The sequence below is a fragment of the Sphingobium sp. YR768 genome (assembly GCF_900111125.1).
In the GTDB taxonomy this organism is placed as follows: Bacteria; Pseudomonadota; Alphaproteobacteria; order Sphingomonadales; family Sphingomonadaceae; genus Sphingobium.
Genome location: NZ_FOGE01000002.1, coordinates 433,240 through 446,342, shown reverse-complemented (window position 1 = coordinate 446,342; position 13,103 = coordinate 433,240). Strand labels below are relative to the sequence as shown.

13 protein-coding genes, 1 tRNA gene and 1 riboswitch are annotated in these 13,103 nt (G+C 63.5%); of the genes, 7 read left to right on the top strand and 7 right to left on the bottom strand.

All coding sequences use genetic code 11. The annotated features are described in order from the left end of the window. Window positions 1–59: 59 nt before the first annotated feature. Window positions 60–1,814 (top strand): putative bifunctional diguanylate cyclase/phosphodiesterase, encoded by a 1,755-nt coding sequence (locus BMX92_RS04530; protein ID WP_093012472.1) that lies wholly within the window; start codon window positions 60–62, stop codon window positions 1,812–1,814. Here the strand turns inward: BMX92_RS04530 and BMX92_RS04525 are convergent. From BMX92_RS04525 to BMX92_RS04510, 4 genes are read right to left on the bottom strand one after another with little or no spacing between them, the layout of a single operon-like run. Continuing rightward, window positions 1,778–2,989 (bottom strand): CCA tRNA nucleotidyltransferase, encoded by a 1,212-nt coding sequence (locus tag BMX92_RS04525; RefSeq protein WP_093012469.1) that lies wholly within the window; start codon window positions 2,987–2,989, stop codon window positions 1,778–1,780. The two genes, BMX92_RS04530 and BMX92_RS04525, sit on opposite strands and share 37 nt — an antisense overlap. Continuing rightward, window positions 2,970–3,578: a CoA pyrophosphatase gene (locus BMX92_RS04520; RefSeq protein ID WP_093012466.1), complete on the bottom strand. Its 609-nt coding sequence runs from the start codon at window positions 3,576–3,578 to the stop codon at window positions 2,970–2,972. Before BMX92_RS04520 ends, BMX92_RS04525 begins: the two co-directional genes overlap by 20 nt. Then, window positions 3,575–4,141 carry a DUF1285 domain-containing protein gene (locus BMX92_RS04515; RefSeq protein ID WP_093012462.1) on the bottom strand — a complete coding sequence of 189 codons (567 nt, stop codon included), beginning with the start codon at window positions 4,139–4,141 and terminating at the stop codon, window positions 3,575–3,577. Before BMX92_RS04515 ends, BMX92_RS04520 begins: the two co-directional genes overlap by 4 nt. A gap of 44 nt (window positions 4,142–4,185) precedes the next feature. After that, window positions 4,186–4,704: a GNAT family N-acetyltransferase gene (locus BMX92_RS04510; RefSeq protein ID WP_093012459.1), complete on the bottom strand. Its 519-nt coding sequence runs from the start codon at window positions 4,702–4,704 to the stop codon at window positions 4,186–4,188. A gap of 130 nt (window positions 4,705–4,834) precedes the next feature. On the opposite strand from BMX92_RS04510, the gene BMX92_RS04505 reads away from it, so the two are divergent. Continuing rightward, window positions 4,835–5,218 carry a dihydroneopterin aldolase gene (locus tag BMX92_RS04505; protein WP_093012455.1) on the top strand — a complete coding sequence of 128 codons (384 nt, stop codon included), beginning with the start codon at window positions 4,835–4,837 and terminating at the stop codon, window positions 5,216–5,218. An 82-nt stretch (window positions 5,219–5,300) separates the two neighbouring features. On the opposite strand, the gene BMX92_RS04500 is transcribed toward BMX92_RS04505, so the two are convergent. After that, window positions 5,301–6,248, bottom strand: a complete 948-nt coding sequence (locus BMX92_RS04500) for an isopenicillin N synthase family dioxygenase (RefSeq protein ID WP_093012452.1) — start codon at window positions 6,246–6,248, stop codon at window positions 5,301–5,303. A 102-nt stretch (window positions 6,249–6,350) separates the two neighbouring features. On the opposite strand from BMX92_RS04500, the gene BMX92_RS04495 reads away from it, so the two are divergent. Both BMX92_RS04495 and BMX92_RS04490 read left to right on the top strand, forming a co-directional pair. Continuing rightward, window positions 6,351–6,758, top strand: coding sequence for an EVE domain-containing protein (locus tag BMX92_RS04495; RefSeq protein WP_093012674.1), 408 nt, complete (start codon window positions 6,351–6,353; stop codon window positions 6,756–6,758). Window positions 6,759–6,908: 150 nt separating this feature from the next. Beyond that, window positions 6,909–7,187: a hypothetical protein gene (locus BMX92_RS04490; RefSeq protein WP_093012449.1), complete on the top strand. Its 279-nt coding sequence runs from the start codon at window positions 6,909–6,911 to the stop codon at window positions 7,185–7,187. Between the two features lie 128 nt (window positions 7,188–7,315). Here the strand turns inward: BMX92_RS04490 and BMX92_RS04485 are convergent, their stop codons facing one another. Next, window positions 7,316–7,618: a glycine zipper 2TM domain-containing protein gene (locus BMX92_RS04485; RefSeq protein WP_093012671.1), complete on the bottom strand. Its 303-nt coding sequence runs from the start codon at window positions 7,616–7,618 to the stop codon at window positions 7,316–7,318. 134 nt (window positions 7,619–7,752) lie between these two features. On the opposite strand from BMX92_RS04485, the gene BMX92_RS04480 reads away from it, so the two are divergent. The 3 genes from BMX92_RS04480 to BMX92_RS04470 all read left to right on the top strand — a co-directional run bounded on the left by BMX92_RS04480 (window position 7,753) and on the right by BMX92_RS04470 (window position 12,990). After that, window positions 7,753–8,193, top strand: coding sequence for a cupin domain-containing protein (locus BMX92_RS04480; RefSeq protein ID WP_093012446.1), 441 nt, complete (start codon window positions 7,753–7,755; stop codon window positions 8,191–8,193). 746 nt (window positions 8,194–8,939) lie between these two features. Continuing rightward, window positions 8,940–9,190, top strand: a riboswitch (cobalamin riboswitch). Between the two features lie 181 nt (window positions 9,191–9,371). After that, on the top strand, window positions 9,372–11,489 hold the full coding sequence (locus tag BMX92_RS04475; protein WP_093012443.1) for a TonB-dependent receptor: 2,118 nt from the start codon (window positions 9,372–9,374) through the stop codon (window positions 11,487–11,489). Next, window positions 11,476–12,990 carry a PepSY domain-containing protein gene (locus BMX92_RS04470; RefSeq protein WP_177184928.1) on the top strand — a complete coding sequence of 505 codons (1,515 nt, stop codon included), beginning with the start codon at window positions 11,476–11,478 and terminating at the stop codon, window positions 12,988–12,990. The genes BMX92_RS04475 and BMX92_RS04470 overlap by 14 nt, the downstream gene beginning before the upstream one ends. A 13-nt stretch (window positions 12,991–13,003) precedes the next feature. On the opposite strand, the gene BMX92_RS04465 is transcribed toward BMX92_RS04470, so the two are convergent. Then, a tRNA-Thr gene (locus BMX92_RS04465) sits at window positions 13,004–13,079 on the bottom strand. Window positions 13,080–13,103: the final 24 nt, after the last annotated feature.

Here is a 13,103-nt window from a genome sequence, read left to right as displayed (position 1 = left end):
CCGCCGCAAAGGTGAATAACGTTTCCTGAAAATTTACCCCTGCGCGATACAGCGGACATATGGAATCCATTTCGGTGCGCAATTTGCCGGTCGTCGAGACCAGCGGCACCCCTTCAGAGGGGGAGGGTGTCGCGCATCCGTTGTACAGCGTCGGGATGACGCAGTGGCTGTCTGCCTTGCCGCAGGTCGCCGCCATATTTTCGTTTGAAGACAAACAGATAAAGCTAATCGAAGGCAATGTGCGGTTCAACGCAGCCTTCCAGGCAAATTTGGAAGGCGGCGCCAGCCACGCTCGCGCAGCGGGCGAATGGCGGGAGCGGGTCATCGCTTTCATCCATTCCGAACGCGATTCGGACAGTTTCGAGATTCGCCGCGACGGCAAGCTGGGGCCGGAATATTTCATGTGCACCGTGGGGCGTCTGCCTGCGGCTGAGGATCGTCCCGAACATTTTCTGTTCACCGCGATCGACCGCACCAGCGAACGGGCGATCGAAAAGAATCTGCGCCGGGAGCTTTTGTCGGACGGGCTGACCGCATTGCCCAACCGCACCGGCTTTGGCGAAGAGATTGACGATAGGCTGGCCAATTCGGTCTGGCCCGACAATGCCCAGTTCGGCATCATCGCGATCGACCTTAGCCGTTTCAGCCGCGTCAATGAATCGCTCGGCCCGATGGCCGGGGACGAATTGCTGATCACGGTCGCCAAGCGGCTCAAGTCCAGCCTGCGTCAGGGCGATGTGCTGGCCCGCATCGGTGGCAATGATTTTGCGATCTTTGCGCGTCTAAACAATGGCTTGTCCGATGCTCTTCATATCGTTCAGAGGATCAAGGAGGCGCTGAGTTCGCCGATCCGCCTGAGCGATCTCCAGATCCGCGTCGATTGCGCCATCGGTTGCGCCCTGTCGATCAACCTGGACGATGACCCGGACGATATCGTGCGCAAGGCGCAGGCGGCGGTGAAGATCGCCAAGCGCAGCGGCAAGGTCGAAATCTATCGCAACGGCGTGCTCAAGGAAGCGCAGCGCCGCTTCTCGATCGAAAGTCGTCTGCGCGATGCGCTGGCGCAGGGTGGGCTGACGCTGGCCTATCAGCCGCTGATCCATCTCCAGACCGGCGAGATTACCGGGTTCGAAGCGCTGGCCCGCTGGGATGACGAGGAACTGGGACCGGTATCGCCGGTGGAGTTCATCGCCGTGGCCGAAGAGAGCGGGCTGATCACGCCGCTCGGCCGCTGGGCCGCCTATGAAGCGGCGCAGGCGCTCTCCCGCTGGGATGCGAAGTTCGGGCAGGCGCTGCCGGTCGGCGTCAACGTCAACCTCTCGCCCATCCAGATGGCGCGGGACGATGTGGCGTCGATGTTCGAGGAAGCGCTGCGCTATTCCGGCATCGCCGGCAGCCGCCTGACCGCCGAACTTACCGAAAGCGCGATCATCGCCGATCCCGACAAGGCGCGTAAGTTGCTGGTCGCACTCAAGGATTTGCAGATGCCGATCGCGATGGACGATTTCGGCACCGGTTTTTCCAACCTCGCCAGCCTGCACAGCCTGCCGATCGATATCTTGAAGATCGATCGCAGCTTCGTGTCCACCATGCTGGAAGATCGCGACAAAACGATCATCGTCCGCACCATATTGTCGCTCGCCGAATCGCTGAACCTGAAGGTCACGGCCGAAGGGATCGAGACGCAGGGTCTGGCCCATGCCCTTCAGAAGATGGGCTGCTGGCAGGGGCAGGGCTATTATTTCGCCAAGGCCATGTCCGAGGCTGATGCCTATGATTATTGGCGCGCGCGCTGGAATTTCGAAACGGTCTGATCCGCCAGTTCGCCGACGCGCGCAGCGTCGGGGAAATCTTCCGCTACCCAGAGCCTTTGCACTTCATGCAGGGCCTTCGCCACGTCCGGTCCGGGCTGAAGCCCCCGCGCGATCAGGGCACCGCCGCCGATCGGCAGGCTGGGCGGTGTCCAGCCGATTACGTCCGCCAGCGCATCCAGCGGCTGGCCGGCATCGATCAGCAACCGGTCGATCGCGCCTTCCACCCCGACCCGATAGGCCAGCGCGCGCGGCGTTTCCCCATCCACGCCCGGCTCCAGCGCCGTCATCAGCCGTTTGCGCGCCTTGTTCGACAATTTGAGCCGCGCGCCGATCTGGTCCGCCAGCGCCGGATCATGCGGCAACAGCACGGCCAGGCGACGCAGCGCCGATCCGCCGACACCGCTCTCCGCTTCGCGCGCCATCAGCCTCTCGACCCGGTCGACGCCCGCCATCACCACTTCTGGCAGGACCGGCACCAATATGCCGCCCTCGACCATCAGCCGCAGCGCATGCACCGGCGCCGCCACGCCCAGCAATTTCAGCAATTCGTCCGCGATTCGTTCGCGCGAAAGAGCCATCAGGCTGTTGGCGGCGGCAACGCAGGCGTCATAGGCGATGCTGTCCACTTCATTGTCGCCATAGCGCGCCAGGAAGCGGAAATAGCGCAGGATGCGCAGATGATCTTCGGCGATCCGCGCGGTCGCATCGCCGATGAAGCGCAACTTCCGCGCCTCCAGATCGGCAAGGCCGCCGAAAAAGTCGCTGATCTCGCCGCTCAGCGGATCGGCATAGAGGGCGTTGATGGTGAAGTCGCGGCGGGCCGCATCCTCGCGCCAGTCGTCGGTATAGGCGATGGTCGCGCGGCGCCCGTCGGTGCTCACGTCGCGGCGCAGCGTCGTGATCTCCACCGGGCCATCGGGCAGGACGGCGGTGATCGTGCCATGGTCGATGCCGGTCGGCACCGCCTTGATCCCCGCCGCCTTCAGCCGGTCGACCACATCATGCGGGTCGAGGCTGGTCGCGATGTCCAGATCATTGACCGGCAGCCCCAGCAGCGCGTCGCGCACCGCGCCGCCGACATAACGGGCCTTGCCCGCCGCTGCGTGCAGCGCGACAAGCAGGCCATCGAGGCCGGGACGATGACGCCAGTCGGCGTCAGGCAACAAGACGGTCATGACCCAGCCTTCGGGAAAGATTGGCAAGAATGGCGGCGGTGATCCCCCAGATGCGGCGGTCCTGCCAGAAAATCTCATAATAGGCCCGCATCGCCCCGGCATATTCCACCTCGCGCCGGATGCGGTTGGCGGGGTCCAGCGCGTAGGCGAGCGGCAGTTCGAACCAGCTTGCTACTTCCCCCGCCTGCGCGCGCAACGGCAGGTCTGGCGGAATGACGCCCAGCACCGGCACGATGTCGAACCCGGTGAAGGTGCAATAGCGGTCCGATGTGCCGATCACCTGCACCGCGGCCGGGGGCAGGGCGATCTCCTCCTGCGCTTCCCGCAGGGCGCCGGCAATCTCGTCCACATCGCCCGGATCGACCCGGCCGCCGGGAAAGGCGATCTGCCCGGCATGTTTGCGCAACGTCGTGGCGCGCTCGGTCAGGATCAGGCCCGGTTCGGGCCGGTCGGTGATCGCCACCAGCACGGCGGCGGGCGCCAGCACGATCTCCTCCACGATGCGCGGGTCACGCACATCGGACAAAGGCAGTTCTTCGCGCCGATGCCCCTCCTCCAGTGCGGCGCGCAGCCTTTCCGTCAGGCTCATGCAGCGCCGTCCAGCGGGAAGAAGGCGCCCTCGCTCCACAGGCCGACGCGCTCGCCCTCTTCCTCCAGCGCCAGGTTCATCAGCTCATAATAGACGCTGCGCGCGACCAGCGCTTCCAGCCCGCCGCGCACATGCAGATAGGGGTGGGGGCCATCCACCGTCTCGCGCAGGCTGAGCATATGGTCCGGTCCGGCCGTGACCAGATCGCCGCTGTTCAGGCGGAAAGCCAAAGTCCGCGCCCGGCCTTCCCCCTCGGTCCTCAGTTCCACCGCGACGAAAGGCGCATCCTCGACCGCGATATCCAGCTTCTCGACCGGCGTCACCAGCACATGGCTGCCATCGGGTTCGCGACGCAATATGGTGGAGAAGAGCCGCACCATCGTTTCACGGCCGATCGGCGATCCCTGATGATACCAGGTGCCGTCGCGCGCGATCCGCATTTCGCTGTCGCCGCAATGGGCGGGGTTCCATTGGTCCACCGGCGGCAGGCGCTTTTCCGCCATCAGCCGCGCAATATCGGCCAGCGACAGGGTGGACAGATCGGGCAGGGGTTCCATGGGCATGGGGCGGAGATAGGAGCGCGCCTGCCCGAAGGCAAAGGGGTAATTCAGGCGGTGACCGCAATTCGCGGCGCGAGCATGCCCGTGCCGCCGATCGCGGCGCCATCGACCGACAGGGCCAGCAGGCGGCGCTTCTCGAACGGGCCGGGCGCGTCCCATCCGTTGGTGCCTTCATCGGTGAAGCCCCAGAAGCGGCCATAATATTCCGGATCGCCGATCATCATCAGCGGTTCGCAGCGCATCGCGCGGGCGGCGGCGACCACCGCGTCCATCAGCGCGCGGCCATGGCCGCCCTTCTGATGCGCCGGTTCGACCGCGACCGGGCCGACCATGATCAGCGGCAACTGGCCGCCATCCGCCAGCGTCAGCGCCACCGGCCAGCTTTGCAGCGATCCGATCAGCGCGCCGTCCGCATCGACCATGGCGAAGGACAGGGCCGGGAGCCAGGCCATGCCGTCGCGGATCTTGTAGGCGGTTCGGCCATGGCGATCAGGACCGAAGGCCGCGTCGAGCAGTTGCTCGATCGCTGCGTCAGACTGACTATCCAAGGGCACAATGTGAGACACGACTTGCCGTTCCGCCTACTATGGCGCATGGGGCAGCGCCGGAAGCGGGGGCTTTAGCGCCCGCCTCGCAAAAGGAAAGACTAAATAGGCCCCGCCTGCCGGCAGGAGTGGGACCATATATGGCAAGGCTATGCAGACAGGATTTGACGATTTTCTGACGCTGGAGGTGAACAACCTGCACGTCGACGTGCTGACCGGCATCTATTCGGAGGAGACGCATCTCCCCCAGCCGCTGCGCATTTCCATTCGCGCGCGCCTGCGAATCGCCGATCATTATGAGCCGTCGACGCCGCTCGGCCATTCCAAAAACTATATGGACCTGAAGCACGCGGCCTCGACCGCGCTGCCCGAAGGCGTGCATTTCACCCTGATCGAAGCGGTGGCCGACCATATCATCGACACTATCTTCGGGCAGGACGACAAGGTCAGCCATGTCGAGGTGAAGATCGTCAAGCTGGCGCTGAGCGAGCGCGGCGAGGAAATCGGCATCACCCTGGGGCGCGGGCGGAAGTAAGCGACTATTCGTCATTGCGAGCGCAGCGAAGCAATCTATGGCGCGCCGGTGGATTGCTTCGCTCCGCTCGCAATGACGGGCATCATCCCTTCTTGATCAGCCCGATCTCGATCAGTCGCTCGGTCAGATAGTCATGCGCGCTGATCGGCGCTTCCCGGCGCGGATTGTCCTCGCTCACGCATTGCGGCAGCGCGTCGATCATGAAGTCGGGGCGCAGATGCAGGAAGAAGGGCATGGAATAGCGCGAATGGCCGCGTCGTTCCGGCGGCGGATTGACAACCCGGTGGCTGGTCGACGGCAGCACATGGTTGGTCAGCCGTTGCAGCATGTCGCCGACATTGATCGCCAGCGCGCCCGGCGGCGGCACCACCGGCAACCAGTTGCCATCCCGATCCTTCAGCTCCAGCCCGCCTTCCTCGGCGCCCAATAGCAGGGTGATCAGGTTGATATCCTCATGCGCGCCCGCGCGCACGCCCGGCGCCTGCGGCGACACCGGCGGATAATGGAGCAGGCGCAGGATCGAATTGCCATTTTCGATGGGGCCGTCGAACCAGCGTTCGGGCAGGCCCAGATAGAGCGCGATGGCCGACAGCAATTCCGCCCCGACCCGGTCGAACTCGCTATAGAGTTTCGCGAAGAGCGGCTTGAATTCCGGCATTTCGGCGGGCCACACATTGGGCGGCATCGTTTCCGCCAGCGGATCGCCTTCGGGCAGGTCGCGGCCGACATGCCAGAATTCTTTCAGGTCATTTTCGGTCGCGCCTTTGGCGATTTCCGTGCCGAACGCAGTATAGCCGCGCTGCCCGCCATTGAACTTCGCATTATATTCCTCCTTCACCGCCACGGGCAGGGCGAAGAAGCGATGGGCCATGGCCCAGGCCTGATCGATCAGCGCCATGTCCATGCCATGATCCTTGACCATGGCGAAGCCGAAGCGTTGGAAGGATTGACCGAAAGCCTCAGCGAAATCCGCCTTGGCCATGTCTGCCAAGGACAGGACGGGCACCTGCTCCAGCACCGATTGCGACACGTCTTATCTCCAAAAAATCGAAAGGGGCGCACCGCCTATATGGGGTCGCCCGCGCATGGACGCATCCTTGATCGCGGCGGGCCGCTGTTGCAAGGAGGCAAAATGAATTACTGGCTGATGAAATCGGAACCCGACGTCTTTTCCTATGACGACTTGGTCGCCAAGGGGAAGGCCGAATGGGACGGCGTGCGCAACCATGCAGCGCAGGGGCATATGCGCGCGATGCGCAAGGGCGACCTGTCGCTCTTCTATCATAGCAATATCGGGGTCGAGGCGGTCGGCATCATGACGATCGCCGAAGAAGCCGCGCCCGATAGCACCGACGACACCGGCAAGTGGATCGCGGTCCATGTCGCCCCGCATGAAAAGCTGGAAAAGCCAGTCACGCTGAAGGCGATGAAGGCCGATTCGGCGCTGGCCGATATGGTCATGTTGCGCCAATCGCGCCTTTCCGTGTCGCCGCTGACGAAGGCGCAGTTCGACCATATTGTCGCTATGTCAAAGGCTTAATGACTTGATGCTGGCATGATTGCATTTGGTGCAATCATACTGCCCTATTTTGCGATTGTCGCTTTGCCGCGCCGCACCATAAACAGGCTTCAACAGAACAAGAATATAAGAGGTGTTTGATCGGCATTCACAAGGAGTTTACCCATGCGAATGCTGTCCAAGTTCATTGTTGCTGGCGTTGTTAGCGCTACCGTCGCCACCGCCGCCTATGCCGAAGAAGCCGCTCCCAAGCAGCGCTTCACGCACGAAGGCTATACCTATGTCTACCAGGTGAAGGACACCAAGGCTGGCAAGGTGATTTCGGGCCGTCGTTTCCCCGACGCCGTCGCTTTCAACTTGGCCGTCAAGAATGGGAAGGTGTCGGGCGTGTCGGGTGGCCAGCAGGTCGCCTTCAAGGTCGAAGACGCGCGCGGCGCCGCTTCGGAATAAGCCTTGAGCGCTTGAAAAGTTAGGGACGGCATCCGACGGGATGCCGTCCCTTTTTTCATGCTTATTTCAATCGGAAGCCGGCGCCCGCTCCGGAAGGCGCCGACTGATCCGTCAGCGGCCCAAACCGCTCAGCGACAGGTGCGCTTGCTGTCGATCGACTTGCCGAGCAGCGCGCCGCCGGCCGCACCCAGGATGGTGCCGGTGGCACGATCACCTCGCGTATCGATCGCACGGCCGACCAGCGCACCGCCGACGCCGCCGACGATCAGGCCGGTCGTGCCGTTCGACTTGCGGCAATAGGTGCGGCCGTCGCGACCACGCCATTCCTTGTAGCGATAATGTTTGCGGGCCTGTGCACCATCGGTGGGCACGGCCATGGAAACCGGGACGGCCAGCGAAATGGCGACCAGGGCGAGCAGGGCTTTACGCATATGTATCTCCTCCATTAGCGTATGGGTATTAAGTGATTTGGCGCTTGAACCCCTGCACCTTGATCTAAGTTGCATGAACGTCAGGCAACGAGGCAAAGCACTGTTTCCAAAGACATAAATTTTGAGGTGAAGCGATGCGTGCAGACGATGATCGGGATGGACACGCCCTTATCACTGCGCTCGATCTGGCGCCGCATCCGGAAGGCGGCTGGTATCGGGAGACTTGGCGCGGCCCTGCAACGGCCGATGGACGCGCGACCGGCACCGCGATCTATTTCCTGCTGGAGGCGCATGAGCGCTCGCACTGGCACCGGGTCGATGGCGAGGAACATTGGTTCTGGCATGCAGGCGCGCCACTGATCCTGTCCGTCGCGGCCGAGGGGGAGCCGGCACAGCATCTGCTGCTCGGCCCGGACATCATGGCGGGGCAGGTGCCGCAGGGGCGGGTGCCGGCCCATTACTGGCAGGCGTCGACGCCGCAAGGGGGCTGGACGCTGGTCAGTTGCACCGTCACCCCCGGCTTCGATTTTGCTGGTTTCACGCTCGCGCCGCCGGACTGGTCGCCGCCTGGATGATCGGCCCGGAAAACTTATCCACACTTATCCACAGCTTTGATCGGCGGCTGTCAAAAATCCGACCGATTTCGCTTTGAACGACTCACGGTTGGTGAGAGCATCTGTGTATCGGAAGGGATGAAACGGAGCGATCCGGATCAGAAAATGGATGAGAAATCAGACATTTAAATATTCCGATAGTCGCTGAAAGGCATCGACCGAAAGGATGATGTGGATAGGTGGCACAGGTCGATCGAAGCCGCTGCCGGGTACGCGCGAAAGTGAACGTCGGGCACGGGGACGAATGACCAGCGACGCGATGAAGGCTTTCAGCCGGACCGCGCCGCACACCGGAGCAACATTCTCGCCCTGAGGATGATGCGAAGGACATGAAGGGCCGATGATCGCACCCCCTTGCGGGACGCGGATCGCATGACCCGACGGAAGTGGGGACCGGCAGCAATGCCGGCCCCCATTTTGCGTTGTGGGGCTGTTTGCAAGGGCGACGTGCCCGCATGGCTTCCGTGGTCCGCTCAATCCTCCGCCATATCTAGAGTGAGATGAGATTGGTTTGATCCACGCCGTCATTGCGAGCGGAGCGAAGCAATCCACTGACGCACTCATGGATTGGTTGGGCTTTGCCCGCCTTCGGCCCGCTGCGCTTGCAATGACGATTCAATGTGAAGTCATCCCGCTCTAAGCCCTCTTGCGCAACCCGCACGGGCGACATAGACAGCCATCGCCTTTCGGCTGCCCTTGGGCGGCAGGGGGGCAAAGATCGCGTCGGTTCCCCGGAGACGGGGATTAAAATGGGAACGCGGTGAGGATGGCGCAAGCTGTCCAAATCCGAGGCTGTCCCTGCAACTGTAAGTGGCGAGCGCGATATACAGGAGCGGACGGCAGTAGGACCGATCCGCCAGCCACTGGGCCGGACGCTAAATCCTGCGAGGCCTGGGAAGGCCGTATATCAAGCGATGACCCGCGAGCCAGGAGACCTGCCGGCGTCTGGTCGCTCTTGCCCTGGTCCAGGGGATGGCCGCGGCACGGTATACTCCGTCTGAGCGACGAACGAGCGGCAGGGGCCGCATCGGACGCTGTGTGTCGGTCGCCCCTGGCGTCCGGCCGATGCCGGTTGCCGACCGTTCGTGAACGGCACGCCCCCGCCCATTTTGTCGTGCGACGCCGACGGGGGGATAGATATGTTGAAGTTCACACCGGCTGCGCTTGCGGCCTTCTCTCTTGCTGCGCCCAGCGCCTTTGCCCAGCCTGCCGAAGATAATGGGAATGATCCGGCGATCATCGTGACCGGCGTGGTCGATCCGCTGCGCCTCACCATGAAGGCGGAAGGGGCCAGCCGCCTTGGCCTGACCGCGCTGGAAATGCCCGCCAGCGTCGAGACGCTGGATGGCGATGCCATCCGCCTGCGCGGCGACCTGACCATTCAGGACGCCGCCGCCCGCGCGACCGGTATCGTCAACACCTCGGGCGTGTTCGGCTATGGCCTGTCGGCGCGCGGCTTCACCGGCCAGAATTCGGTGATGACGCTCTATGATGGCATGCGCATGTACAACAACACGTTGACCTTCCCGGCCGACCCGTGGATGGCGCAGAGCGTGGAGATTTTGCGCGGTCCCGCCTCGGTTCTCTATGGCGAGGGCGCGATCGGCGGCGCCGTCAATGTCGTGCGGAAACAGCCGTCCGACCAGATGGAGGTGAGCGGCCGGGTCGGCGTCTCTTCCTATGACAGTTTCAACGTGGCGGCCGGTGCCGGTGGCCCGATCAGCGAAGGCATCGCCTTTCGCGCGGACGCCAGCTATCGCCGGTCGGAAGGCTGGATGGACCGGGGCGATTCCGATGCGCTGGCTTTGTCCGGCGCAATCCGGTTCAAGCCTGCCACCGACCTGTCCATCACCCTGTCCCATGACCATAGCGTGCAAAATCCGCGCACATGGTTCGGCATGCCGCTGGTCAACGGCAGCCTGGACCGATCGATCGCCCGCAACAATTATAATGTGGCCGATGCCCGGCTGCGCTTCCGCGACAATTGGAGCCAGGCGAAGGTGGAATGGACGCCGTCCGATGCGCTGACCATCCGCAGCACTTTCTACCATCTATGGGCCAATAAATATTGGAAGAATGCCGAAAGCCTGACCTATGTCGCCGCGACGCAGGGCAGCGCGGCGCAGGTGCGCCAATCCAGTTTCCTGGAACTCTACCATATCCAGAAACAGACCGGGAACCGAACGACCGCCAATCTGAACCATGATCTGGGGGGACTGGAAAACAGCCTCGTCGTCGGCTTCGACATCAACCGCATCAGCTACAAGAATGTCAGCAACAGCGGCAATAATGCGACCCGACTGGTCGACGCCGCCGATCCCGATCCGGGCCTGTTCATCCACCAGTCCACGGCGACGACGAAGGCCCGCTACACCAACCGCATCCGCCAATATTCGATCTTTGCCGAAGACCGGCTGAAGTTCAGCGATCGCTTCTCGCTGGTCGGTGGCCTGCGCCATGACCGGCCGGAAATCACCAAGACCGACTATGTGAATGCGGCGAATAATTTTACCTCTACGCCCGACGCGGTCACATGGCGGGTCGGCGCGGTCTATAATCCCGTCCCGTCGCTGGCGCTCTATGGCCAATATGCGACCGCGGCCGATCCGGTTGGCGCGCTGGTGTCCACCAGTGTCGCGCAAAGCGATTTCGACCTGTCGACCGGTCGCCAATATGAAGCGGGGATCAAGCATATCTTCTGGGGATCGCGCGGCCAGTGGACGCTGGCCGTCTATGACATCGTCAAGCGCAAGCTGCTGACATCCGATCCGCTGATCCCGACCATTCAGGTGCAGGTCGGCCAGCAAAGCTCGCGCGGGGTAGAAGCCTCGCTCTTCCTGGAGCCGGTCGATCATCTCAGCGTCACGCTGAACGGATCGCTGCTGCGCGCCCGCTATGATGATTTCGCCGAATCCGTGGGCGGCGTTCTGTTCCAGCGGGCCGGCAATCGCCCCACCAATGTCGCGACGAAAACGGCCAATGCCTTTGTCAGTTGGGAATTCATGAAGGGCTGGGTGCTGGACGGCGGCGTCAGCTATGTCGGCAAACGTTATCAGGATGCGGCGAACAGTCGTGTCGTCCCGGCTTATACGCTGACCGACGCAGGGCTGCGCTGGCAGTTCGTGGACGGGGCAAGCGTTGCTCTGCGTGTCCGCAATATCTTCGATACGACCTATGCGCGCGCCACCTATGGCAGCACCCAATGGGTGCTGGGCGATCCGCGCACGGTGGAGGCGACACTCCATGTCGCGCTCTGAAGCGATCGGTGTGGTGTGGCGGGGACCATCGGTTCCCGCCGCGCTGTGGAAGGCGACGAAGCGCTGGCTCTATATTTTCCACCGCTGGACCGGCATCATCCTGTGCCTGTTCTTCGCCATCTGGTTCCTGTCGGGACTGGTGATGCTCTATGTGTCCTTCCCCTCCTTCCGCGCGGCGGAGCGGGTGGCGACCGCAGCGCCGATCGACTGGCGACAGGTGCGTGTCGGGCCCGACCGGGCGCTGGCGGTGCTGGGTGAGGCGGGCGCCCCCACCGAAATGCGCCTCGGCGTGACCGGCGGGGAACCGGTCTATCGCATCGTCATGCCGGATGGGCGGCGCGCCCTATCCGCGCGCACCGGCGCCGAAATCCGCGCGGTCGATGCCGCCCGCGCCGCTACGATCGCCTCCACCCTCACGGGCGCGCCCGCTCTGTCGGTCGATCCGGTCGATCATGATCAATGGGTCGTCACCCGCGCCTATAAGGCGATGGCGCCCTTCTGGCGGGTGCGCACGGCTGATGCGGCATCGTCCGACATCTATGTCAGCCAGCAAACCGGGGAGGTGGTGCAAAACACCACCGCGCATGAACGCTTCTGGAACTGGCTGGGCGCAGTGCCGCACTGGATCTATTTCGAAGCGCTTCGCGTGTTTCAGGAGCCATGGCGTCAGACCGTATTGTGGACGTCCGGCATAGGGTTGCTGGGCGCGCTGGCGGGGATATGGATCGGCCTGCTGCGGGCGCGGTTCAGGCGCCGCTACAAATCGGGATCGGTCAGCCCCTATCGCGGCTGGATGAAATGGCATCATGTCGCCGGTCTTGTCGGCGGCCTGTTCCTCGTCACCTGGATAGCGAGCGGCTGGCTGTCGATGAGCCCCTGGGGCGGATTGCGGGACAAGGGGCGGGGCGATGTCGCCAGCCTCTATGCCGGTGCGCGGCCCGACTATCCCGCGACCGATCTGGCCGCTCTGGCGCAGGCGGGGAGGGGCATGCGCGAAGTCCGCTTCGGCTGGCTGGGTGGGCAACCGATCATTACCCTGTGGGGCAGGGGACGACCGCGCCTGATCGATGGCGTAACCGCCCAACCGATGATGCTCAGCCGGGATCGCATCCTCACCATGGCGCGCCATGCGATGCCGCGCGCGGCGCTTACCGGCGTCGATCTGCTGGAGCAGCCGGACCGTTACTGGTACTCTACTGGCGATCCGCGCGACGATGATCGTCCGCTGCCCGTCCTGCGGCTGAAGTTCGACGATGCGGCGCAGAGCTGGCTGCATATCGATCCGGCGACCGGCGCGCTGCTGGGGCAGGTCGGGTCGGGCGGGCGCAGCTATCGCTGGCTGTTCAACGCCCTGCACAGCCTGGACTTTCCCTGGCTGCTCCGGTGGCCGCCGCTGCGGCATATTCTGGTGTGGATATTGTCCGGCGCTGGCCTGATCATTTCGATCAGCGGCGTGACGATCGGCTGGCGCCGCCTGTTCCCGGCCCGCGCCGGCGCTTGAGGCCAAAAAACAATGGTGCCGGCTAGAGGGCTCGAACCCCTGACCCCCTGATTACAAATCAGGTGCTCTACCAACTGAGCTAAGCCGGCCTGAAGGCCGCACATAGAGCGGCG